This window comes from Nodosilinea sp. FACHB-141 (assembly GCF_014696135.1).
Lineage (GTDB): Bacteria > Cyanobacteriota > Cyanobacteriia > Phormidesmidales > Phormidesmidaceae > Nodosilinea.
The window spans coordinates 118,331-142,202 of record NZ_JACJPP010000018.1 but is presented as its reverse complement, the minus strand read 5'-3'; the positions used below and the strand labels follow the sequence as shown (position 1 = coordinate 142,202).

The 23,872-nt window shown below is 52.9% G+C and carries 24 protein-coding genes; 8 read left to right on the top strand and 16 right to left on the bottom strand.

Annotation, left to right across the window (positions count from 1 at the left end; genetic code table 11):
- Window positions 1-58: 58 nt before the first annotated feature.
- Window positions 59-667 carry a DedA family protein gene (locus H6F59_RS18950; protein WP_190703836.1) on the bottom strand — a complete coding sequence of 203 codons (609 nt, stop codon included), beginning with the start codon at window positions 665-667 and terminating at the stop codon, window positions 59-61.
- 348 nt (window positions 668-1,015) lie between these two features.
- On the opposite strand from H6F59_RS18950, the gene H6F59_RS18945 reads away from it, so the two are divergent.
- On the top strand, window positions 1,016-2,107 hold the full coding sequence (locus tag H6F59_RS18945) for a DUF3616 domain-containing protein (protein WP_190703834.1): 1,092 nt from the start codon (window positions 1,016-1,018) through the stop codon (window positions 2,105-2,107).
- Between the two features lie 171 nt (window positions 2,108-2,278).
- Here H6F59_RS18945 and H6F59_RS18940 read toward each other — a convergent pair whose 3' ends face one another.
- From H6F59_RS18940 to H6F59_RS18915, 6 genes are all read right to left on the bottom strand, one after another.
- Window positions 2,279-3,196, bottom strand: coding sequence for a CHAD domain-containing protein (locus H6F59_RS18940; RefSeq protein WP_190703831.1), 918 nt, complete (start codon window positions 3,194-3,196; stop codon window positions 2,279-2,281).
- An 11-nt stretch (window positions 3,197-3,207) separates the two neighbouring features.
- A complete protein-coding gene (locus H6F59_RS18935) occupies window positions 3,208-3,633 on the bottom strand; it encodes a DUF6335 family protein (RefSeq protein ID WP_190703829.1) in 426 nt (141 codons plus the stop codon).
- A 208-nt stretch (window positions 3,634-3,841) separates the two neighbouring features.
- On the bottom strand, window positions 3,842-4,741 hold the full coding sequence (locus H6F59_RS18930) for a YihY/virulence factor BrkB family protein (protein ID WP_190521117.1): 900 nt from the start codon (window positions 4,739-4,741) through the stop codon (window positions 3,842-3,844).
- Between the two features lie 276 nt (window positions 4,742-5,017).
- Window positions 5,018-5,200 carry a hypothetical protein gene (locus tag H6F59_RS18925; RefSeq protein ID WP_190703826.1) on the bottom strand — a complete coding sequence of 61 codons (183 nt, stop codon included), beginning with the start codon at window positions 5,198-5,200 and terminating at the stop codon, window positions 5,018-5,020.
- Between the two features lie 420 nt (window positions 5,201-5,620).
- Window positions 5,621-6,082, bottom strand: coding sequence for a tryptophan-rich sensory protein (locus tag H6F59_RS18920; protein ID WP_242021563.1), 462 nt, complete (start codon window positions 6,080-6,082; stop codon window positions 5,621-5,623).
- A 94-nt stretch (window positions 6,083-6,176) separates the two neighbouring features.
- A complete protein-coding gene (locus H6F59_RS18915) occupies window positions 6,177-6,560 on the bottom strand; it encodes a nuclear transport factor 2 family protein (RefSeq protein ID WP_190703823.1) in 384 nt (127 codons plus the stop codon).
- 199 nt (window positions 6,561-6,759) lie between these two features.
- Between H6F59_RS18915 and H6F59_RS18910 the strand changes: the two genes are divergently transcribed.
- Window positions 6,760-8,388, top strand: a complete 1,629-nt coding sequence (locus H6F59_RS18910; protein ID WP_190703820.1) for a WG repeat-containing protein — start codon at window positions 6,760-6,762, stop codon at window positions 8,386-8,388.
- Between the two features lie 126 nt (window positions 8,389-8,514).
- Here the strand turns inward: H6F59_RS18910 and H6F59_RS18905 are convergent, their stop codons facing one another.
- The 3 genes from H6F59_RS18905 to H6F59_RS18895 all read right to left on the bottom strand — a co-directional run bounded on the left by H6F59_RS18905 (window position 8,515) and on the right by H6F59_RS18895 (window position 11,873).
- Entirely contained in the window at window positions 8,515-9,312 is a 798-nt protein-coding gene (locus H6F59_RS18905; protein ID WP_190703818.1) for an MOSC domain-containing protein, read from the bottom strand.
- A 216-nt stretch (window positions 9,313-9,528) separates the two neighbouring features.
- A complete protein-coding gene (locus H6F59_RS18900; protein ID WP_190703815.1) occupies window positions 9,529-10,653 on the bottom strand; it encodes a WG repeat-containing protein in 1,125 nt (374 codons plus the stop codon).
- A 221-nt stretch (window positions 10,654-10,874) separates the two neighbouring features.
- Window positions 10,875-11,873 carry an alpha/beta hydrolase gene (locus H6F59_RS18895; RefSeq protein ID WP_190703812.1) on the bottom strand — a complete coding sequence of 333 codons (999 nt, stop codon included), beginning with the start codon at window positions 11,871-11,873 and terminating at the stop codon, window positions 10,875-10,877.
- A 173-nt stretch (window positions 11,874-12,046) separates the two neighbouring features.
- Between H6F59_RS18895 and H6F59_RS18890 the strand changes: the two genes are divergently transcribed.
- The 4 genes from H6F59_RS18890 (at window position 12,047) to H6F59_RS18875 (ending at window position 14,892) form a co-directional block, all read left to right on the top strand.
- Window positions 12,047-12,328 (top strand): hypothetical protein, encoded by a 282-nt coding sequence (locus H6F59_RS18890; protein ID WP_190703809.1) that lies wholly within the window; start codon window positions 12,047-12,049, stop codon window positions 12,326-12,328.
- A gap of 131 nt (window positions 12,329-12,459) precedes the next feature.
- Window positions 12,460-12,714: a hypothetical protein gene (locus tag H6F59_RS18885; RefSeq protein WP_190703806.1), complete on the top strand. Its 255-nt coding sequence runs from the start codon at window positions 12,460-12,462 to the stop codon at window positions 12,712-12,714.
- A 625-nt stretch (window positions 12,715-13,339) separates the two neighbouring features.
- Window positions 13,340-14,116: a sterol desaturase family protein gene (locus H6F59_RS18880; protein WP_242021562.1), complete on the top strand. Its 777-nt coding sequence runs from the start codon at window positions 13,340-13,342 to the stop codon at window positions 14,114-14,116.
- A 62-nt stretch (window positions 14,117-14,178) separates the two neighbouring features.
- Window positions 14,179-14,892, top strand: coding sequence for a fatty acid desaturase (locus H6F59_RS18875; protein ID WP_190703803.1), 714 nt, complete (start codon window positions 14,179-14,181; stop codon window positions 14,890-14,892).
- A gap of 159 nt (window positions 14,893-15,051) precedes the next feature.
- Here the strand turns inward: H6F59_RS18875 and H6F59_RS18870 are convergent, their stop codons facing one another.
- Complete coding sequence (locus H6F59_RS18870; RefSeq protein WP_190703800.1) at window positions 15,052-16,956, bottom strand: GUN4 domain-containing protein; 1,905 nt, start codon at window positions 16,954-16,956, stop codon at window positions 15,052-15,054.
- Between the two features lie 11 nt (window positions 16,957-16,967).
- Entirely contained in the window at window positions 16,968-17,627 is a 660-nt protein-coding gene (locus H6F59_RS18865; protein WP_190703798.1) for a hypothetical protein, read from the bottom strand.
- Between the two features lie 386 nt (window positions 17,628-18,013).
- Between H6F59_RS18865 and H6F59_RS18860 the strand changes: the two genes are divergently transcribed.
- Window positions 18,014-18,913 carry a cation diffusion facilitator family transporter gene (locus H6F59_RS18860; RefSeq protein ID WP_190703796.1) on the top strand — a complete coding sequence of 300 codons (900 nt, stop codon included), beginning with the start codon at window positions 18,014-18,016 and terminating at the stop codon, window positions 18,911-18,913.
- Between the two features lie 460 nt (window positions 18,914-19,373).
- Complete coding sequence (locus H6F59_RS18855; RefSeq protein WP_190703793.1) at window positions 19,374-20,552, top strand: glycosyltransferase family 4 protein; 1,179 nt, start codon at window positions 19,374-19,376, stop codon at window positions 20,550-20,552.
- Between the two features lie 76 nt (window positions 20,553-20,628).
- Here H6F59_RS18855 and H6F59_RS18850 read toward each other — a convergent pair whose 3' ends face one another.
- The 4 genes from H6F59_RS18850 to H6F59_RS18835 form a co-directional block, all read right to left on the bottom strand.
- Entirely contained in the window at window positions 20,629-21,165 is a 537-nt protein-coding gene (locus H6F59_RS18850) for a GAF domain-containing protein (RefSeq protein WP_190703791.1), read from the bottom strand.
- 197 nt (window positions 21,166-21,362) lie between these two features.
- Window positions 21,363-22,100: a hypothetical protein gene (locus H6F59_RS18845; protein WP_206755221.1), complete on the bottom strand. Its 738-nt coding sequence runs from the start codon at window positions 22,098-22,100 to the stop codon at window positions 21,363-21,365.
- 30 nt (window positions 22,101-22,130) lie between these two features.
- Window positions 22,131-22,802: a glutathione S-transferase gene (locus H6F59_RS18840; protein ID WP_190521140.1), complete on the bottom strand. Its 672-nt coding sequence runs from the start codon at window positions 22,800-22,802 to the stop codon at window positions 22,131-22,133.
- 282 nt (window positions 22,803-23,084) lie between these two features.
- Window positions 23,085-23,870 (bottom strand): transglutaminase family protein, encoded by a 786-nt coding sequence (locus H6F59_RS18835; protein WP_190704297.1) that lies wholly within the window; start codon window positions 23,868-23,870, stop codon window positions 23,085-23,087.
- Between the last annotated feature and the right edge of the window lie 2 nt (window positions 23,871-23,872).

Sequence of the window (23,872 nt, the reverse complement as noted above, 5' to 3'; positions counted from 1 at the left end):
CAAAATGCCTCAATTAAATCAACTAACAGAATTTTTCGTCAAAAGTCTCAATAGAAGACTAAACCTGGCGACGACGGCGATCGGCAACCCAGACAACAAAAGCGATCGCACAGCTAATCAGCACAATTTTGCTAACTGGGCCCAGCCACACCTGCACCCGCTCAAACTGAGCGCCCAAAATGTAGCCTGCCGCTGCCAGTGCCCCTGTCCACAGCAGGGTGCCCAGGGCAGAGTAGCCCAGGTAGGGCAGCAGCGGCATGTGGCTCAGCCCTGCTGGTACCGACACATAGGTGCGCACCCCAGGTACCATGCGGCCGACCCCTACTATCCAGCTGCCGCCACTCTTCTGAAAAAAATCCATCGCCTTTTCAATGTCTTTAGGCTTGAGCGTTAGCCAGCGGCCGTAGCGTCTCACCCAGCCCATCATTTGCTCATGGCTAATTAGCCGACCCAACACATACCAAGCTGACGCCCCAATTAGCGAGCCGAGGGACCCCGCCAAGATCACTCCGACCAGGTTCATGTCAGAGCTGTCGCGGCTGACAAACCCTGCCAGCGGCATTACCAACTCTGAGGGAATGGGCGGAAACAGATGCTCAAGCACCATCAGGCCAAAGATGCCGACATAGCCAAGAGACTCAATCCAGGTCGTGATCCAGTTGAACATGGGGAGGGAAAAGGTTAAAGCGGTTAGGGGGCAAGCTTGAGATCTGAACCTGACGAGAATGGGGGAAGAAGCTGAGCGCACGATAACACACTGCGCCCTTGAAGCAATTGTTACAGGACATCGTGCTGTTAAGCGTGCAGCTTAGATGCCTTCACTAAGTGACCTATCGCCAGCTCAAATACTCTCCCAAAAAAATATGTTCCCCAAACCTACGGGAGAGATAAATTTTTAGTCCTCTATCCCTGTATAGAATGTTAGCCCTACGCAGAACTATTCCTCTCCTTTGAAAGAGGGCGCCATCAGCCGAATTATATAAAGTAGTAGTCTTAAAAGGCGTTTGAGGTCACCATGCCCAATGGATTCTTGCTCAGTCGCGCTCTACTTAAGTTTCAAACTGACTCTGAAGGTTTACTAGCTGAGCTATCCGCTGTGACCCGCGCCCCAGATGGTAATCTCTGGCTCGGTTCCGATGAATTTACTACTCTGGAGCGGCTGAGCCCTATGGGCGATGGGGTCTATGGCAACCACAAAACCTTTCACCTTCAAGACTTTATTCAGCTCTCTGATAACGAGTCTGAAATCGATATTGAAGGCCTCGACTACTGCGATGGCTATCTTTGGGTGGTGGGCTCCCACAGCTTTAAGCGTCCCCAAGCTAAGGGCAAAAAGCAGCACAAGGACATTCAACGACTTTCCGAAATCGAGCATGATCCCAACCGATCGCTGCTGGCTCGGCTACCAATTCTCAATGGCGAAATTGTGCACACCTATGCCCTTTCTGATAACAAGGGCAATACCCTCACCGCAGCCAGCTTAAAGCAGGTGAACGGCCACAATTTGCTGCTAGAAGCCCTCGCCGAAGACGAACACCTAGGGCTGTTTTTAAAGATGCAGTTGCCTTCAAAAGACAACGGCTTCGATGTCGAAGGCATTGCCGTTAGCGGCAACAAAATCTTTTTAGGTTTGCGCGGCCCTGTTTTGCGCGGGTGGGCAATTATTCTTGAAATTGAAGTAGAAGATGCCGAGCCCGGTACGCTCACGCTCAAAGATTTAGGGGGAGGTTGTCTCTATCGCAAGCACTTTCTTGACCTCAATGGCCAAGGCGTTCGCGAACTATGCTTGCACGAAGGGGATATGCTGCTGTTGGCCGGCCCGACTATGGAGGTGGAGGGTGCTATGCAGGTGTTTCGCCTTGAAGACGTGCTTGAGCACACCAACGATACACTGTGGGGCCAAGAATCTGGTCGACTCAAGGTTCTATTTGATATACCGTTTATCATCGGTACTGATCATGCCGAGGGTCTAACATTGGTGCCTTGCCTAGGCTACGACGATGCATTAATGGTGGTCTACGATTCACCAGACGACGAGCGTCGCCCTGACCCTAAGTCTATATTTTCTGATATCTTTCGCTTACCCAAGCAGACTAACGATGCTTAGATAAATTAGTGTGGTGGGCGATCGCAAACTCTGTTTCACCGCCCCTAATCATTGGCGGGGCAAAAGTCATAGTGCTCTGTTTAAATGGCCCTTATTCCACTTGAAATTCAAATAACCCAATGAGTAATGGGTTAAGTAAAGTTGAAACTACCGACTGTCTTTAATCTAGGACTAATTTGAACCCGAAAACTCAGACCGCCAATAGCTGTGAATACGCTTGATAAACGTTTTGGGCTCCTCGCTATAGAATTTTTTGCCTAAACCCTTAGCCTGCTGATGCAGCTTATCTTGCCGATGAACCAGTAGGGGCATAAGCACTTGCAAATAAGTGTCACTGAGCGCCACTTCAGAGGGGTGATGTCGCAAAAAGTGTTGCAGAACGGCACTGTCGTGGCCGTCGCCCAGCAGTTCGGAGAGGTAGTGAGCTTCTGAGCCTAAGACTTCCATAACGGGGGGCCAAATCTGCTTTAGCAGACAGGAGCTGTACCACAGATCTTTGACTCGCTTGCGCCAGTCGTGAAACGTTTCGTCGTTACCGTCTTTGTACGCAGCGTGAAAGCGATCTCGTCCCTGACGATAAACTTGTTCTAGGCTTTTGGAGACCGCTTTCCACCCCGTCTGATGAAGGGTGAGGTTACTTAGCCGAGCCCTACTCTCTTTTAAGTCAGCCAGAATGGGCGCGATCGCATCATCGCGATCAATCAGTGCCTTGAGTTCGGACTTATAGAGATCTGCCAAGCTATCTTGCAGGTCAGCAAGTCCCTTATTCTCAAGCGATATTCCATAAATTTCGATCAGGTCATTCAGAGTCTTTTGATAGACAGCACCATCACGAGCTGGAGCAAGAGCTTGCCCAATACTCCTCAACTGATCGTTCTCTCGTTGGTAAGTCTTTTCGCCTATCGACTTTCGCACCAGCCGCAGCACCGCTCGCCCTTTTTTTAACCGCTTGCGCGTGCTGTGGATCGCCTGCTCAGGAGTTTTTTGAATGCCCTCGCTCAGTTCTTGGATTGCTTTCTCAAGTTGCTCATTAAGAATGCGCTGAACATTGGCCTCAACGGTGCTGTCGGTGAAAAATCGATAGGCCATAGCTGTGACAATTAATACTCAGGATCCTTGGAATCCGGATCGAGTTCAAACCGCTGGTCATCCCGACGATTCATTTCGTTGAGGACTCCAACGGGGTGCTCGGGCTGATTGCTGATGCCTACAGCGTCAGTGAGACCGTCAACATCATTTTGCTCGGGGGTTGGCGTAGTGCCGCCCACGGCCTCTTCACCAACCGTCTCGGCTCGCTCTGCAACGGCATCGGGGTCGCCTCCAGTCAGAGGGCTATTCGTTTCCAGAGCGCTCTCAGCTGTCACCTCAGCTCCAAGGTGCGCGCTGTCGTCGCTCTGCCCAACGCGAGCCTCTTCAACCTCGGCCTGACTAGGCGGCAGGTGAATTACGGGTTCGTTAGACGGTGGTGGCGCTGCATCTATTTCATGGAGGAGCTTATCAGCGAGATCAGATTGTTGTGAGTTCATCGACTTATTGTTAGCCATAATTTAAGGCCGCATCATACCGTTTGGACTGCAGCAGATAGTTGACATCAAAGCAAAAACGCTTGTAATCAACCATCTGGTGCTACTACTGCTATTAACCCTGAGGAATTGATCCAGCGTAACAATCTTGTCAGCGGCAATTGATCATCCTATGGATGGATTTTAGGGCCTTGAGTATCTTCAATAGGAGTCAGGACTCTTCGGGCAGTGGCTTTTGCTGAACGGCATATTTATTTGGCCTAATTTGTGAGCCAAAGCGGCGGCTGTAGACCTGGGTGAGTTCTGCCCCGTAGAACAGAATTTGGGCTGAATAAAACACCCAAACCAGCAAAATTATTACGGAGCCTGCCGCCCCATAGGATGAGCCAAAACTGCTGTTGCCTAAGTAGAGACCAATTAGATATTTCCCTACCGAAAATAAAATAGCAGTAGCAGCAGCCCCAAACCAAACATCATGCCAAGCGATAATTGCGTCGGGCAAATACTTGAACATCATGGCAAAGAGCAGAGTGGTCAGGCCAAAGGCAAGCAGGAAATTGAAGAGCTGAACTAGGCTGTCTAAACCCGGCATGAGCGTGTTGAGGTAGCCTGAAAACCCAGAGATCGCCGAACTAGCAATCAGCGACACTAGTAGCAGGAAGCCAATGACGATCACCATCCCCAGCGACAACAAGCGTTTACGAAGCTGGTCGATCAGGCCAATGCCAGGTCGAGCTTCCAAATTCCAAATTGTGTTAAGCGACAGTTGTAGTTGAGACAGTACCCCCGTAGCGCCTACTATCAGGAGCACAACGCTTATGGCTGAGGCTAGCCAGCCAGAGCTTTCCCCAGGGCGATTAGCGTTGTCGAGCACGGTGCGCACAAAGTCAGCGCTGGCTCCACCCATCAGAGATTCGACCTGACCCATGAGCTGGTCACGCACAGCACCATTATCAAAAAATAGACTGGCGATCGCGATCGCTAAAATCAGCAGAGGCGCTAGAGAAAATAAAGTGTAGTAGGCCAACGCAGCGGCCAACTGCGAAGCTTGGTCTTGGTTCCACTCCTGAAAAGCCTCCTTGAGTAGTCGCCAAACCTGTTTTGGACTCATTGTCAGCACTCTAATTTCTAATTGCGTTATGATACAAAAATGTCAGATTAGTTAGCTCACCTTCTGACATTTAATTTCGGTCATTTAAGCAGTAGAACTAGATTGTTGTACTGCTCATTCTTCTATACAAAGAGAGCGATGAAGTTGCTCTCAATTAACTCATAAATTTTTGGGCAGCAGGTTGAATAAACGAATGGCAATCTAACCCAAACTAAGTCTTACTTAGTTCTGCCAACGCGCACCCAACCTGTGTGATAACTAAGAGGGTAGAAGCCTTTAGTCGTTGCCTTCGCCACCTTCGCCCTCTTCAGTTTCTTCTTCCTCACCTTCGAGAGACTCAGTCCCGTTCGGCTCTGTTTCTAGCTGCTCTTCGCCTTCTGTATTTCCGCCAGCATCACAGGCAACGGTTAAGGAAGAAAGTCCAAGCACCAACGGTAAAACCATCCAGCTTGCTTTCATGATATTTCTCTATAAAATAACTAGACTAGTCTAGGGTTTTAAGCAGGAGATTGGTCTCTGTCCTGAGACATAACTTCTATAATCTAAATGTATAAGTTTCAGCTAAGATGGCTGACAAATAAAATGGAGAACAAACTTTTGGTGCTCAAGTTGTTTTAGTTTGAGTTCAAATAAATTTGAAGGCAAGCTCTAAATAATTGACAGATTCTACTGAGCTTTTCAGATTCAGATACGAGATGGAATGCTGAGGTTCTTAGCGGCGATCGCACTACTATTTAACACAACCAAAAACAACAAATTGCTATAGGCGATCGCCAACTTTCCTAGTACATCATCAACCCTAAAGACTAGGGTTCTTATGAGTTAGGGGCAGTAAAACGGACTCCAACTTACACATTTAAGTTGGACAGACCACCAAATTTATTGGCCCGGATTCAGCTTTGTCATCTGCCAGGTAATCAGCGTTCCTACCGGGCTCCATAGCAGGAAGGGGAGCAACAAGAGAAAGGCTTTGCCGTCTACCTGCGCGACTAACAAGGCCAGCACTAACCCAAACACAAATCCCGCTCCCCCGATCGCCGTGCCCACTCGCAAATTCTGCAAGTTGCACATGACCGGGTTATAGCTCACAATCAGCAGCTCCAGCACGATGTACCCAGCCATAAACCACCAGCTCTGGGTTTGTTTCCAGACAATGTAGGCCGACCAGCCACCGCAGATAAATACCGCCATCCACACGACAGGAATGGCAAACTCAAACTTTAGCCAGTCGGGGCGACGCTGCCGCTTAAACCACTTAATGCCGCGAGGCCTAATCAGGCTGGACGCAGACGCGATCGCCGCTCCCACCACCGCAATTACTAACCAGGCTGGAAACATCATCCACCTCATAGGATCTGATTAAACTAAACCAGACCGATGCTGCTGCGACATCTTACCCATGGCACAACTTAAAAAATTGGGCTATAGGGCGTGGTTAAGCACTAGGTTCGGACGACGGAAATGGGCAGACTTCCATGGCTTGAATCAAGCCATGCTCGATGGTGAAACGGTGGCCAACGTGTTCGTCGGCAAGCACAGCTCCGACCAGATCGCGCACGACTTGATGCACCTTGACCAAGATCTGCCCAGCATCCTCAGGGTGAAAGGCAACCGGCTCGACGTGTGGATTGATCTCGCTCCACTGCTCAGTCCAGTAAGCACGGACTTCCTCAGGCCCACGAGCAAAACCGCCTTTGAACGCCTTGGGCCACACTACGTCGGAAGTCATGAGGGCGAGGGCGGCATCAATGTCGCGCGCGTTGAAGGCCGCGTACGCTGCGCGTAGCAGCTCGATTTCTGGTGCAGCTTGATCTGGCATAGGAGATAGGTGGAGATGGGACAGCTAGAAGCAGGTTGGATGAAACAGAGTGTTCTCGAAGTATCTCCTCTCATTTTGAGCCTGACCGCAGCTACAGAGGTTGAAATAGTTTTAACAGATGAAACAATTAGGCGTTGATCATCTTTTGTCTGCGGATAATTCTTAAAGCTGTATTCCATTTCATTGACCTAACTATTTAATGACTGCTCTCAAACTGCTTCGCTCCATTACCCTTTCAGCAACCGCAACTGTCACCTGGGCTTTAGCTGCTTCTAGCGCCCTTGCTTTTTCAGATACTCAGTCTCATTGGGCAGCCACCTGTATTGACCAATTAGCGGCGCAACGTCGGGTGAGTGGTTATCCCGAGGGTAGCTTTCGCCCTCAGGCAACCCTTACTCGCACTGAATTTGCTGTTCTCATGCTCAATTCGTTTGGCAATGTTGAGCCGACTCGCAGTGCGCCGACGTTTCGAGATGTGCCCTCTGGCTTCTGGGGCTATCGAGCTATTCAAGACGCCTACGCGCGCGAATTTTTCTCGGGCTATCCGGATGGCACGTTTCGACCGACAGAAGCCATTCCCCGAGTGCAGGCGATCGCAATTTTGGCGAATGCCACTCACATGAGCAGCCCGGAAGCAGCGGAAACTGTCTTGCCGCGATATTTTGATGATGCTCAGCAGGTGCCACCCTACGCTAGAAATGCGATCGCAGCTGGAACGGTTGGGCGTTTGGTCGTGAACTATCCGAACCCGCGACAATTACAGCCCAATCGGGCCATCACTCGGGGCGAGGTAGCGGCTTTGATCTGCCAGTCCCTCAACCTCGCTCGGACGGTGCCTGTGCAGTATGTGGCAGGCGATCGCACGGTGTTTACGATTCCTCCTGAAATGGGAGGGTTTGATCGCTTTTCAGAGGGGTTAGTGTCCTTCTTAGTCAATGGAAAAGTTGGCTATATGAATCAACAGGGGGCAACTGTAATTGCGCCGCAGTTTGACGAGGGGGGGACGTTTTCAGACGGGTTGGCGGCTGTGCGGGTAGGGGCTCAATGGGGCTTTATCGATCGCACGGGAGCCTACGTCATTCCCCTGCAATTTACGACTCGCCCTGACGACTTCTCTGATGGCATGGCCGCCATCCGCACTGCGAGTGGGCTAACTGGATTTATTGATAAGACGGGTGCGATCGCAATTCAGCCTCAGCCCTATTACGCGACCTCGTTTACGGAAGGGCTGGCCGCGATCTCAGTTAATGGTCAATCTGGCTTTATGGATAAAACGGGGGCGATCATGATTCAGCCTCAGTTTGAGCAAGTCAGAGCGTTTTCAGACGGGTTGGCTGCTGTGAAAGTGCGCCCTTCTCCCACGGCTGGTGCGTTGTGGGGCTATATCGATCGCACCGGGGCTTTTGTGATCGAGCCTCAGTACTACGATGCCGAGCCTTTTTCTGAGGGGTTGGCTGCCGTTCTTGGCCTCAATGGTGACGGACGCACCTGGGGCTACATTAACCGCACCGGTGAAACTGCAATTCAGCCTCAATTCTTTGCCCATTCAGAGTATCAAGGCCCGGTGACGACGCCCTTTTCGGGGGGCCTTGCCATGGTGCGCCGGGGCGAACAGGCTGGATTTATTGACCGCACGGGGCGATATGCGATCGCAACTCAGTTTGTAGATGCTGATCGGGTATCAGATGGCATGGCTCGGGTCAATGTGGGTGGCACTTGGACACGAGTGCAGACGGGCTGTACCCAAAGTGACGGTTGCTTTTATTCCAGCCAGCTCCGGGGTGGCAAGTGGGGCTATATTCAAATGCCGCGCACTGCCAATCCATAAGCAAAGTACCTGTGGGGTGGGTACTGGCCCGCCCTACTTCTACTAAGGCGCCGCCCAACTTACAGTATTGCCTGAGCTTTGAATAGGTTAAATACTGCCAGCAGAAAACGCAGCCGACAACTGAGATCAAGCTGCTTCCAATTCAATAAGATCGCCTTTTTTTAATACTCCTTCGACTAAAACCGCACAGTAAACTCCAGCAAAGTTGCCGTTTGCTTGGGCAACTTTCTGTGAGACTTCTGGGTTGTGTTCACCTGTATCTGGATCGAGCGAAATCATCCTACAACGTGGGTCGCGCTCAAGCACCATAACCATCGCGGTTGAACCAATCCGTAGACGGCGACCGACAAGGTTATCTTCAGGAAATCCAATTTCGTCTGACGCAAAATCGAAGTAGACGTTTGCTCGAAAACGCCGCTTATCAACTGGGATTGAGCATTCTGATTCAATTTGTCGAATCGTGGATAAGCTGATTAACGAAATCGGGCGACAATCGGTTAAAGCCCGGTCTGAACGCACAAGTTTTAGTTGGGTCTTCGCGTCGAGTCCTTCACCCAGTATTTGAATCAGTTCTGGGTCCTCGACAGAAATAATTTTGCCTGCCGGAGTGACAACATCTAAAAGCATGTCTTCTGGGTCACTGTTAGCAGGTGTTACCCCAGGTGCTATGCTCGCTGCTTCTATTAAGTTCGGTGGTTTTGAGGCTCGTTCTGGGTAGCGATATTGCGGCTGGTATTGCAACATTTGTTGTTGCACATTCGCATTCAAATAAGGAAAGCCTTTGCGAGCAGCAGAGCTTTTGAGGGCGTAGCAGCGATCGCCATAAATACCAGAAAATCCCATAAAGATTTCGGGCATTTCCACGCCGCGCATGCTTTTAACTGGGTAGCACCACAGGCTTTCGACGGTTCCGATAGTTGTCATATCAAAACTGAAAACCTCATTTTAGCGAGCTACTGCCGATTGGTTCAGGTTGTAGGCTCGAAGAGGAAAACTATGTCGTAGCTTTGCCTTCCCGCCCCCCAATTCTGGGGGGATCTGAAGCCCCCAAGGTTGAGGGTTTGGGGGCCAAAGCTCATACAGGCAATACTCCTTTTCAATAATGAAACAAATCTTGTGTTGGGGTAGACGGATTTCTCCTTAGCGGTAGATAAAGTCGCAATGATCGCCCCCAAAACAGACGCGGGCAAACCCGTCGGAAAAGGAATAGGCATCATCATACACAGGACGAATCGCCCAGCGGCCTTTGCGATCGATGAATCCCCAATGACCTCCAAACCCCTGCTCGTCTTCATCTACCCGTACCGCCGCCAGTCCTAACCGAAACTCCGACGCACCATCGAATCGAGGTTTGATGATCCATTTTCCAGTTTTATCGATGTAGCCAGATTTTTCGGATTCTACAACTGCAATGCCGTCGGAAAAGGCCATTGTTCGAGCGGGGCGAGGAGCAATACGCCAAGCTCCTGTGGTGTCGATGTAGCCCCCACCTTCATGGGTTGCAACAGCCGCCAACCCTTCGGAAAATGCGCTTGCTGATTGGTATTTAGGCGGAATTACCCAGTTCCCAGTTAAGTCGAGAAAGCCCCAATAGTCACCGTCCTGCGCTGCGGCTAAGCCTTCATGAAATGGGTGTAGGTCTGTAAATTTGGGGGAGACGATCCACTGCCCGGTGCGATCGATGATGCCCCAGCGATCGCCCACCAGCACCGCCGCACGGTCATCCACGAAACCATCTGCCGCATCGAACTGAGGGGGAATTACCCATCGTCCATCTCGGTTGATGTAGCCCCAGCGGTCGTTTTGGTACACCGAGGCCATGCCCTGCTGAAACTGGTAGTCAGCAATGGACTTCATGGTTTGTGGCCGTGGCAACGGTGTTCGCTGGAACTGAGGTTTGATTACCATATCACCGGACGGATTGATAAAGCCATATAGCCCATTTTTCATGACCGCTGCTAAGCCTTCTGAAAAGTCTTGAGCCAGCTCAAACTCAGCCTGGATTACCAGTCTCCCTTCGCGATTGATGTAGCCATAGCCTTGATTGAACACCGGCGCGACTAGGGCCAACCCTTCGTGAAAGCTATTAGCGGAATCGAACCAGCGACCGATTAGTAGTTGCCCAGTCTGTGGCGTGATGTCTTTGGAGCGAACGGGATAGCGATCGCATCCCCCAGTCCCCAACATCACGCACCCCAACAGAACTATGCACCACAGGCTCAACCTCAACCGCCTAATCCACCGCCGCTCATGTTTCACAGCCATGCCACACCATCCACTCCAGAATCTAGAATCCAAAATTCAAAGGGGTTTAGGGGAGATTGGCGGTAGCCTTCTGAGTGCTTACGGACTCATTGCCCCCTTGTAAGGTGAGTGTCAGATACTGATGCATCGAGGTGAAACCAGCTAACGATGTCCATCACCCGCCGCAGGTGACCTCGAGCGCCTATAAGCGATCTTTAAACGGTTGGTGTGCATAGGTATTGTCATGGGACACCATTGCAACGCACTATTTCAACAACTTGACGAATTGCATCAATAACGAATTGTGGTTTATCGAGGTGGATTGCGTGCCCACTTTCATGGGCAACAATGTGAACGCCTTGGGGTGACTGGTTGGCTAAATCTGCATGTAATGTTTGCAGCTTTTCAACTACCTCTTTAGTTATGTCAAAATCTGGTTTTCCAGCCGACAAAACAACGAGAGGAATATCAGGAAACAACTTTGTCTGGCGAACCTGTTCGACTTGATGCATGCTGACTGATACCGCCGCCGATTCCTGAGCAAAGGTTTTCCCAAACTGCGTTTGAGAATAGAGTGCTTTAGCTAGAGAGCGAATTGAAGGTGGAAACTTTTGGAATAAACCAGCTGCCATGGGCAAAGAATCAAAAGTGACCAGCAAACGAAGCAGACCAGTACGTCCCATAATTGGCACTACGTAGGTCAACAGTCCTTCGAGCCGCTTGTTTAATTCCACCCATTCGACGGGTGTGTCCTCATACATTCGCTCATGAGCAACATCTACTAAAACCATCCCAACCACTTCTTCAGGATAGTGATAGGCAAATAAGCGGGTGAATAAACCACTTAAAGACATTCCCACTAAAATATAAGGTGGTTCAATTTCAACCTTTCTTAAAAGTTGTCGCAGCTCGTCAACAGCTTGCTCAGCGGTACGCGGTTCTGAACTGACATCGCTCCAGCCATAGCCTGCGCGATCGTAGGTCAAGATTCTCGTAAATTTAGCAACTTCAGGCTGTACTGATTGCCAATCTAGGTGAGTACCCCCGGCTCCACTATCCACAATGACTGTTGGGAGACCTTCGCCCATCATTTGATAGTGCCACTTTTTACCGTTGACTTGAACTACTTTTCCAGGTGGTGGAAATTTCCGGCGATCGCGACTTGTGGCAAGTGCTTGATAAATTGCTCCAAACCCAACTACTCCGATCACTACCCCAAGGGGTACAACAAGCCATAGCATTTAGTTGATTCCTAAGCAGATGGTGGTACACCTACGAACAGCTAACCCCGCAAATCTCTCGGGCAGATTGCAAGGCTAAGGGGATCGTACCTTAGCCACCCCAATTTGCACTTCAGCGGGTGGCTAAGGTTTTCGTGTTCTGTCTTCCTAAACCACAACTGGAGACAGAACCGATGTTTGAATACCTCAATCCCGACGCATCCGGCGCGTCAAATCTTCCGCCTGCCCAGCCCGCGCATCCCCATCCTCGCCCCGAGCGAGTGCGACACATGCTCTACGGCAGCCTCGCCGGCATAGACCGCACCATCAAAATCCTCCATGCCCACAGCTACACCGATCCCAACGACTGGAGCGACCCTATTCCTGTGCCACCTATCAGTGACATTCTTGGCTCAGCATCCAGCGGCACCGGGATCTGGATGGCGATCGCCACCAAAACCGTGCTGATCGAATAACGCATCCTGCCAGTCCCTGACTGCATAAATTTTGCCGTCGGGGGCTGCGATCGCCAAAAACAAGCACACTGCCCCCGCAACTTGGCGCATTGAGCAGCCCGTTTAACAAACTAAGACCGCTGTATAGCAAAGTGGCACAGCTGTTTGGCGTATTGAGGCCGCTGTATAACGAAGTGGCACAGCTGTTTAGCATATTGACGTCGCTGCAAAGCAAAGTGGCACAGCTGCATAGCAAACTGGCACAGCTGTATGGCTTATTCACGTCGCTGTATAGCGAAGTGGCACAGCTGTATGGCTTACTGACCTTGCTGCAAAGCAAAGTGGCACAGCAGTGTAATGTCTTCAGAGAACAAACTGCCGATGCAGGCCGCAATATCTCAAATTGACCTGTCAATATAGCCCTCGCCTGCTAGCGAACTACTTGCACTAAAAATCAGATTAGATGGTTCCAGGGCTACGTCTTCGTGCAAGACCGCGATGCGAGATAGCTATGGTGGCAGGCAACATCAACAACTAATTTTTAGCCTGTAAGTCAACCTGCGACCTTCCTATTGTCTCTGGCTGCTGCACCGCGAGGGTCAAAGGCTCGCATCGCCAACGCAACTGCTAGCTACAAATTGGAGGATGTGCAGCATGAAGACTCATTGACGATCTTTCTTATAAAAACTTAAAAACCGCCCAAACGACGGGTGGTAATTTGTCTTTGGCAGGATAGGGTAATGCCAATGGGGTAGGTTGACCAACTCGCTTGAGGCATAGGTGCCTATCACCGGAAAAACCGAGGTAGCACGCTGCCGTCCTAGCGCCACCTAGGGATGTACAGCATGTCTTAACTGACCTGGCGATAGCGGCAATCACTCCTTAGGTGTGGCGAGCGATCGCCAGACTCAATAGCTGACCTGCTGTAAGCTCGGTCTACATCGAGCAGTCCAAGCGATCTCTAAAGCGTTAACACGCACCTCGGGCGGATACCACTGCACCATCAAGGGCCTAAAAAGGAACTAAATCGACTTGAGAGAACAATCCTTTGAGTTTTACAGCATCGCCTTTTTAGGAATCATTATGTTCCGCTATTTTTTAGTGGCAGGCATCACCTACTGGGTCTTTTACTCGCCCATCAGTCGGTCATTTATCAACCCTCGGCTGCGGCATCGGGTGCCATCCTGGCCAGCGATTCGTCACGATATCAATCTTTCGGCGCTGTCGGCCCTGGTGTTTGCGTTGGCCGCTGGCTTTATTCTCTCTTCCTACGAAGACGGAGCCACTCGCCTCTACACCGACCCAAGACAATATGGACTGTGGTATTTGGGGGTTAGCTATAGCGCAGTCTTGGTTTTGCAAGATACCTATTTCTATTTCACCCACCGACTGTTTCACCACCCCAAGCTGTTTCCCTGGCTCCACCGGGGACACCACCGATCGCGCTACCCTACCCCCTGGACTTCGTTTGCCTTTGACCCTTTGGAGGCCGTTGTTCAAGCGCTCTTTTTAGTCGGCATTGTCTTTGTGCTGCCGCTGCATTTTATTACAGTGCTTGCCGTGCTCACAACGATGACGGTGTGGGCTGTGCTTAACCATTTGGGGCCAGATCGCCTACCGGCTCTGTTCCCTCACCACTGGCTAGGAGAGTGGGTGATTGGCCCCGCCCATCACTCTATTCACCACCTCAAATATGCTGTGCACTATGGGCTTTATTTCACGTTTTGGGATCGGCTGCTGGGCACCCAAGATCCGAACTATACGCAAAACCTAAGCGACTTTCGATTCGGTCGCAGCGACAGCGTCTAGCCCACAGCTCTAAGTGTTAATTACTGAACTCTATAGCCTATTTTTATAGGCCATTTCTTGTCATGGGTATTTTTGTTGCATTAGTAATTGTGGCGCTCTGGCTGAGCAGTTTAGCAGGGCTTTTGCTGGTAGATATATCCCAGCTCAACCTGTTGTGGATTGTTGCGGCCATACTGGGGCGTACTTATATTCAAACTGGGCTATTTATTGTGGCTCACGACGCCATTCACGGGGTCGTGGTGCCGGGCGATCGCCGCTTAAACCACGGCATTGGGCGACTGGCTGTCAGCCTATATGCCCCCTTGTCCTATCAGAAACTGACTATCAACCACTGGCGGCATCATCGGTATCCTGGTCAAGCTCAAGATCCCGATTTTCACGACGGCATTCACCGCAGCTTTGCCCGTTGGTATTGGAAATTTATGTCGGGCTATCTCAACGGCCGAGAAAAGATGGTCATGCTGGTAAAGCTAATTGCCATTGGTCTAACGTTCATCATTGGATTTCAAACTTCTGTTAGCAACCTGGGCTTGTTTTGGCTGTTGCCCATCGTCCTAAGCTCGATGCAGCTGTTTTTGTTTGGCACCTACTTGCCGCACCGAGCGGGGCAAGCCAATTCTCACTATGCGACTAGCAGCAACTATCCGCTCGTGCTGTCGCTGTTGACTTGTTACTACTTCGGCTACCACTGGGAGCACCACGAATATCCCCATCTGCCTTGGTACCACCTGCCCTCAGCCCGCCAGTTCAATCTTGAAACTGGGGTAACGCACTAGCCTACAACCATTGCGATTGCGGCCTAATATCAAATTCCAAATGAATACCCACAATTTGTAGGGGCGTAGCATGCTACGCCCCTACGGGGTTCCTGGTTATGAACCAGGGTTTACCAAATCGGATTTCGGATTAACCCTCGATCGCAACGGCTACATTAGCTACTGCACTAGGCCACGATAGGGATGCCAGAGCTGCACCCGCTGACCCTGGGCCATCAAAAACTGACCATTGGGGCTGAACTGAAACTGGCCCACGTCGTGGAGTTGCGCGAGCGATCGCCCAGTCGCCACCGACCAGAGGGTAATGCCCTGACCAGGAATGGGCTCGCTCTGCACTAGAGGCAACAGCAGAGTGCTGGTGGCCAAGGTCTGTCCGTCGGGGCTAAAAGCCACTTCGCCTAGATTGGTCGGCTGAATGGGGTGCCCCACGCTTTGGTTCAGCATAAGGGTGTGAACCGTCTCATAGGTTTGCCGGTTCCACAGGCGAGCCGTTTCACCGTCGCTGGTGGCCAGACGCTGAGAGTCTGGGCTAAAGGCCAGGTGCCGTACTGGCTCGGTGTGACCGGTGAGGGTAAGCTGGCGAGCGCCAGTGGTGGCGTTCCAAAGCTTGACGCTGTTGTCGCGATCGCCCGTTGCCAGAACTTGCCCATCGGGGCTAAAAGCCAGAGGCAGCAGGGGGTAGCGGTTTGTGGCCCGGTTCACCAGGGTACGCACCTGTTGCCCAGTGGTGACATCCCAAAGCTGGAGGGTGTTTTGGTCAGTTGCCGTGGCCAACCGCTGACCGTTGGGGCTAAACCGCAGAGTGTGCACCATACCATCAGCGGCATTCATCGATATCGTCCGCAACAGCTGCCCGGTTTGGAGATTCCACAGTTTTAGGGTTTGGTCGGCGCTGGCGCTGGCCAAAGTTTTGCCGTCAGGGCTGATGGCGATCGCCCGCACCGCGTACCGATGCCCCTGAAACGTGCGGACCGGCTCGCCGGTCGTCGCAGACCAGAGCCGCACCACACCGTAGGACATGCCCGCCGCGACCAACTGGCTGTCGGGGGTAAACGCCACGGCATTGGCCACATCCCCAACGATGCGCGTTCTTTGGCTTGCGGGTTCCTGGGGCGGGTTCCCTTGGGCGGAAGCCTCTAGGGCTGGCCCCCGGTGCAGCGTAATGATGCGGTTGCCGCGCTCAGCGTTCCATAGGGCCAGGGCGCTTTCTCCCCGAATGCATGATCGCTCGTAGCTGTAGCTGCCGATGGCAATCACCGCCCCGTTGGGGCTAATGGCTGAAGACGCGGTGTAAATCGGGCAGGGGGAATCGGGGTAGAGGGATTTTAGATCGATGCTGCTTGCCAACTGGGGTTGCTGCCAAGAGCCCACCGCCGGAACGGGCAGATCTAGCGCTGTGTCGACCCAGTTAAACAGCACCGGCAGATGCTGATTGAACCGTTCGCCCTGGAGATACATGGCGTCAATAGTGCAGCTGCCACAGCTTTCGACCGACAGAATTTTGCTAATTTGCTCCCAGCTCACCCCGGCCCAGGGCAGGTGGCCCACGGGCGCATCTAGGGATGGGTTAATTTCTAGCTCGGTCAGCCATTCTCCAGCAATAAAGGTGGGGTCTTCCATACCGGGAGGGCGGGTCCAGCCGACGCGATCGCCGAAGGCCTTGGCCGCCACTGCCGAATCTTCTGGGTTCTGGGCTCTCACCTCAGCCCAAATTTTCCGCTGCACGCTAAAGCCAAATCGACCGTCGCTGGCCTCAACCCAGAGCCGGTCGAGGGTTTGCAGCACCTCTGGGGGAATGTTGGTCGCCAGCGGTCGGCTCAGAATATCGCCCCCCGGATGAATCCAAGGGTCTAAAATACGGCGGGTTTCGGCATCGGCGGCGGGCCAGTCTTGGGCGGCTAGGTGCGATCGCAGTGCCTCCACATCTACCGCTTGAGCCTGGGCCCAGTTGGTTTGCTGTGCGGTCGGGTCGACCTGAGCTTTGAGAGAATTCACCGGCCAGCTCAATGTCGTTGCCAGCACCAGACCCAGGGCCAAATAGGCCAGCCGTTTTAGTCGCTTCATATTGCCTCGCATCATAGTCTTAGTCCCTGGATGATGGTGTTGAGGTGGGGTAAAAACGTTTCAAATAAACCCTCGTCAGAGAACGAGCCGCTGGGGTCGCCGCTAATTACCCCGGTGGCAAACACATAGAGCATGGTGCCGTCGGTGGTCACATAGCCAATGCCGCGATCAAACAACGCTCCGTTGGGATGGTTAATGGTGTAGTCGTAGCGCAGTCCAGGCAGGGTGCCCACAGAAATGGCTACCGGCGCTTCTCCGACAAACTTGAGGGCGGGGTCAGCGATCTGCCGGTCTTCTTCGATGACGCGGTAGTGGTCGCTCACCCAGGCTTGAAGAAAATCAAGTTCTGATCCTTCAGGCAGCGGTAAGCCGCCCTGCATGGGCACCTCACTGATTGGATGGCTAAAGCGTTCTACCGTGCCAATCAGTTCACCGTCGGCCTCAACGCACAGCAGCACCGCGTTGACGCAGGGCTCGACCTGCCACTCTGGGGGAGCAGAAACAGGCCCTAAAAGGTCGGCCCAGCCGGATGGGGTGGCCGGGTCGGTTTGAGAAGCCGGCGTTTCGGGCGGCGTTGGTGGGGTTGACGGGGGGCTTGCGGAACAGGCCAGTAGAGCCGTAGTGAGTAAACTGATGCCGACTAAAGTCGGAAAGCGCGTTGGGATTTTCATAGGTCATAGAGTCAGAAGGACGTTGCGCCCCATCGAGTGGTGGCAGGGTCAACGTCGGGGGCAGAGTGGGCAGTAGGTGATTGGGTAGGGTGATCGCATGCTTCTTAAAGCCGCAGGATCGCTCCAGATCCTTCAGCTGCCAGCGGGATAATTCCGCATGGTAGGCCATGGATTCTTAGGGTTCAGCTCCTATTTTCTCCAGGGGCTAAGGGGTTGTTGGGGCGGTTACCGGAACTGAAACGCGAGGGTGAGGTAGCCATGGGCTTAACCCCTCAACTCGGAGCGATCGCTCTAGCCCAGCAAAAACAACCGGAGCCGTTTACCGAGGGACAACTGGCCGTAGACTAGCGAAAGGGTTAGCCTCTCTACTGCCTTTTGGACTGACCATGGGCGATCGCTCAGCTCGGTTTTACACCTTGCTCTCCATCGGAGCCGCTGTTTTAACTATCCTGCTTAAAACAACGGCCTATTTGCTGACCGGTTCGGTCGGACTTCTATCCGATGCGGCTGAGTCGGTGGTGAATCTGGTGGCCGCGATCGTTGCCACCTGGGCCGTCACCTTTGCCGCTAAACCGGCCGATGAAGACCATGCCTTTGGCCATTACAAGGCAGAATATTTCTCGAGCGGTGCCGAAAGTGTCTTGATTTTGATAGCCGCTGGCAGCATTGCCTTTGCCGCCTGGGGTCGCCTATTTGACCCACAACCTATAGAGCAGGTTGGTCTTGGCCTCATTCTCTCGCTGGTGGCGACCGTCATCAATGGAGCCTTGGCCGTTATCATGCTGCGGGCCAGTCGGCGGTTGCGTTCCATTACCCTGCGGGCAGATGCGCATCATCTGCTGACCGACGTCTGGACCTCGGTGGGGGTGGGGGCGGGGGTGATTCTAATTCCCCTGACGGGCTGGCTGATTCTCGATCCGATTATTGCCCTGGGAGTGGCGGCAAACATTGTGTGGGCTGGGCTCAAGCTGATGCGCGAAACCGGGTTAGGCCTTCTAGATACGGGGCTGCCTAAGGCAGAACGTCAGATTGTCGCCCAGGCGTTGCAGCCATTTGAGGCCCAGGGTATTCAGTTTCACGCCCTCAGAACTCGGGTGGCCGGTGCCCGGCGGTTTGTTTCGCTGCATGTGCTGGTGCCGGGGGCCTGGACGGTCAAGCAAGGGCACGACCTCTGTGAAGATATTGAGGCGGCGATCGCGCGATCGTTACCCGGCACCTTTGTTTTCACCCATTTAGAACCCTTAGAGGATCCGGCTTCCTGGGCTGATCAGGCTCTGGAGCGCTAGACCAAGGCCTACGGTTTTCCGAAGCGTAAATTTGATGGTATTGCCCAACAGATTCATCAATACCTAGCACAGTTTGGGTTCATTTTTAGGGTGAGCTCCTTACCCTAAAAACGATTGTGTTTTAGCCTTATTTTTTGGTCTAAATCTTTCTGCTGTTGTTGCTAAATTTCCATCAAGAATAAATCAATTTCTCCTGTACCAAAGGGGTAGCTTAGACAAACCTTTGGGCAGAGATATTTGAGTAGGCCAATCGTCACAATGGTATAGGCTACTGCTAGATCAGAGCCTTAGGATGACGGTACGTTAAATACGCATTTTTCCTAGGTTTGACAATCATTTGGCACCAAAATTTCTAGGTCGAGTAATGCGATTAGGACCACACATTTTCACAACTTTTTGACTAAGACTTCTAACCTAGTGCTGATGCGCTTAGCGTCATACCAAAATTGGAGGGGCTGATATGAGAATTGCCCAGGTTACACCCCTGTGGAATAGAGCATCGCCTCTAGACGACGGTGGCCCTGAGATGGTGGCGAGTTTGCTCACCGAAGAGCTAGTGCGCCGTGGACACCAGGTGACGCTATTTGCCTCAGGCGATTCTCAGACCCAGGCCCGGTTAGTGCCGGGCTGTTATCGTGCCCTGCGCCCCCTGGGCTTACTGCCGCTAGAGTATGCCCGCTATGAGCAGCGACAGCTAGAGAACGTCTTTCAATCCGCTAGAGATTTTGACATCATTCATTCCCATGTGGATGCGGTGGCGCTGCCCTACGCCCACCTCAGCCCGACGCCAGTGGTTCACACCCTGCACGGATTGCTCACCCCCGCCTTTGAGAACATCTTTAACCAATATCGGCGGCAAAACCTAGTCACGGTGTCTAGGTCGCAGCAGCGGCCCGAGATCGGGCTGAACTATGTAGCTGCGATCCACAACGCGATCGCCATTGACCAATTTGATTTTCATCCTCTACCCCAGGAGCCGCCCTATCTAGCCTTTCTCGGTCGCATGTCGGAGGAAAAGGGCCCCCACTTAGCGATCGAGATTGCCAAGCGCAGCGGCTGGCGGCTCAAAATGGCGGGAAAAATCGATTTTGAAAACCAAGGGTTTTTCGAGCATTGTGTGGCTCCCCTAATTGACGGAGAGCAAATTGAGTTTTTAGGGAAGGTTAGCCAGCCCCAGAAAAAAGCTCTGATTGGCCACGCTACCGCTACCCTGTTTCCTATCACCTGGCCAGAACCCTTTGGCTTGGTGATGACGGAGTCGATGGCCAGCGGCACCCCAGTCATTGCTGCGGCTATGGGGTCGGCCCCGGAGGTGGTGGTTGACGGCAAGACGGGCTTTCTCTGCCACAGCACTGACGACTGCGTTGAGGCTGTGACCCAGGTGCATCGCCTCAGTCGCCGCGCCTGCCGAGAGCATGTCGCGGTCAATTTTAATATTGAGCGCATGGTTGATGGCTATGAGGCGATCTATCACCAGCTGGTCGGCGATGGTCAAGGGCCGAACCTAGAGGGCGATCGCGATCGTGCTGCCCCAGACCGCACCGTCGCTCGACAACCGGGGCCGCTGCCAGTGCAGCCCGTGGCCAATCTGATAAAAACTGCTGAGCACCGTTGTCCGATTCCTAAGCCACAACCGTGACCCAGTTCTTCCATCGGAGCGCTTCAGAAACTCGAAGCTGGCGTTTTAGGGCTGTTCTAACCCCAACCTTCACCCGCTATTGGCCTCGGATGGCGGGTGCAATGGCCAGGGTTTCTGCGCCATACAGCATGGCCGCAATATCTCCATCTGTCCAAACATGGGGAGATTGGCAGTGGTGGGCCACAAGCAGTCCCCAGAGATCGTCATTCACCAGCACCGGCACGACTAAATTGGCCTGCACTCGCAGCTCGCGCAAAAAATTGCGGTGACATTCGGCAATGGGCTCTGTCTCAATATCGGCGATCGCCCTTATCCGTCCAGCCAAGTACAGGGCCGCATATTCGTCGGTGAAACATTCATCTGGCCCAGTGGAACCAAAGATCGAAAACTGCGGATCGCTGAGGGCTTCAAAGGTCACCCGCCCTTTCCAGGGACGGTAGAAGTAATACAACAGCACTCTGTCAGCGCCAAGTTTTTCCTGTAGATCGCGTGTGGTATCCACGATCTGACTATCCCGCTCCAGGGTCGTCGAGAGGTGGGTAATGATCCGCTGTAAGCCAGGATCGGCTCGCCAGGCTGAGTCAGGGTGGGGCTGTTTAGAGGGCTGTTGCACAAATGGAGTCGGTGTAACCGCTAGAGAGAAAGGGATGCTTGTATTTTAACTAGATCACGGAATGCTCTGATTGCGAAAAAATACGAGCGGGATTGTACCCTGAGGCGCGATCGCCCTTGTCGCTCTTTAACCTCACTGCCCGCTGAGTTCGCGCGCTCCAAAGACCTAAGGTTGCCGGTGGTGACGAACGAACTGCCTCATCTATTTATGGAAGAGCCAAGTCCCAGAATGCCTGCGATAGATAAAATCGTCCCCACCAAAACGCTGTGGAAAACGTAGGTTATCAAACCAAAGAAGACTGCGCTGGCGACGATTACCCCCACCAGCCGCATTGGCCATAGCCAGGCAGACTTAGCTCTAACAGGCACAGAGGGTAAGGTGGTTGCTGGCAAGCTATTTTGGTGCGGCCGATCAAACCCAGAATTCACCGCTAGTTTTCCCGGCGCATCTAGGAGTACAGAGACGAGAAGACAACTTAGGCCAAGGGTTTTGATCAGCGCGATCGCTGCGTGGGCATATTCCCACTGGTTGCGATACCGCGTCCAATCGGCGGGCACGGGCTGGGTCAACCAAGTAGCAAACTCGGTGTTCATGGGCAAAACAAAGAGCAGCCAGCCCACAAATGCTATCCCTAGAAGCACCGCTCCACCTAGGGTCCAATAAAATGCCGCACCGCGCCTTCTCACCCAAAACGCTAGCGCGATCGCCGATGAAATGGCCCCTATTTCAAACACCGCGCCCACCGAGCCAAACAGCCGATAGACGTTTTCAACAATCGTTACCTCAACCCAGAGCTGCTGGTCAAATTGCATTCTTTGCGGCAGCTCTAACAGGTGAGCCATCGACAAACTGAGACTGAGCGCAGCCAGCATCAAGGCTATGAAGCGTCCGGCTCGTAGGACTGTCGAGTTGCTTTGCCCCATAGAGTCTGCCAAGGCCCGCCGGTTACAGCCGAAGTTGCGCGCTCAACCCAAAAGCTCATACTTACCACCTCGGTCCAGCGCTTTTTGGTAGGCGGAACGAGCGTGGATGCGATCTAAAAACGCCATCAGTTTAGGACGACTGGCGTTTAGCCCCGCCCGCGTCGCGGCGGCTTCTAGGGGAAAGCTGATCTGAATATCGGCGGCAGTGAAGTCTTCCCCGGCAAACCAGGTGCTTTTTCCCAGCTCCGCTTCCATAAAATCGAGGTGCTGAGTAATTTGAGGGTTGATAAATGAGTCTTTGACCCGGCTGACGATGCCTCGGGCAATTGGCTTGGCAAAAAAGGGCATCGGGCTTTGCTCAATTTTGTCGAAAATTAGCTTCAGCAGCAGCGGCGGCATGGCAGAGCCCTCGGCGTAGTGCAGCCAGTAGGTATAGCGCAGCCGTTCTGGGCTATCCAAGGCCGGGATTAGTCGCCCCTCGCCGTAGCGATCGACCAAATATTCGACGATCGCCCCCGATTCCGCTAGGGTGCGATTGCCATCGGTAATCACCGGCGATTTGCCCAGGGGGTGCACCTGCCGCAGGGCGGGGGGAGCCAGCATAGTCTCCGGGTCGCGCTCGTAGCGCTTAACCTCGTAGGGCAGGCCCAGTTCCTCAAGCAGCCAGAGCACCCGCTGGGAACGCGAGTTATTTAAGTGGTGAACAGTAATCATCGCAGTTGAAAAACCTGACAACGCCAGAACATCTAGTCGTAGCGTTTAGGGTCTTTCTTCTGTTTCTTCTCCCCACTCGACTCGGACTTAGGCTTTTTGACTTCTTTGTTGCTTTTCTTTTCCTTGCCCATGGTGTTTGACCAATAAAGAGCTAGCTAGTGAAATTAGGCGATGCCCAATACGCTTTAGACATTTTGGGTACTGGCTTAAACCCCTGTAGGCCACCAGTAGAAATGCCCGCCACGCATAGCGCCGTAGCTGGAATACTTTCTATTGTAATAGTCACAGCTCTGACGGGGTCACCCAGACCTCCATTTCAGTTAGGTTTATAGGTCCATACTGGGTGGCCAGAGCGACATCGGCGGCATCTCGACCGTAGGCAATGACAATGCGATTGCCTTTGGCCGTAGGCTGAGTAGCATCAAAGGTATACCAGCGATCGCCTACGTAGGCCTCAAACCAGGCATGCAGATCCATGGGCTCCAGCTGGTGCAAATAGCCCACCACCATGCGGGCCGGAATTGTCAAACTGCGGCATAGGGCAATGCCCAAATGCACAAAATCGCGGCACACCCCAACGCGGTTTTGTTCGGTTTCGATCGCTGAGGTTGAGGCATCACTGGTGCCGTAGCGGTACTCAATATTGGTGTGAATCCAGTGGCGAATCGCCTCGACTTGGTCGTAGCCGGGCTCAAGGTTGGTCACGATGTTGTTGGCTAAATCGGCCGTCAAGTCAGACTGGCAGTAGCGGCTGGGCAACAAAAACTGAAGCGCATAGTCGGGCAGGTTTTGCACAGGCACAAACTCAGCGCCAAACTGCACATCGATGGCGTCGGCGACCTCAACGGTGGAGGTGCTGCGCACGTGCAACTGCCCGACCGGGGCGAGTAGCCGCTGACAGAGGTTGCCGTAGCTATCGACATAGTCGACCACAGGCACATTGGGCTCAAGCTCTAGGCTGTCTTGAATTACCTGCTGGGCGGCCCCACCGCGCGGGCGCAGCATGAGGATGAGCGGCGAAGGCTCAGTGGTCTCGAACAAAAGCTCACACCCAGCGGTTAGTCGCATCA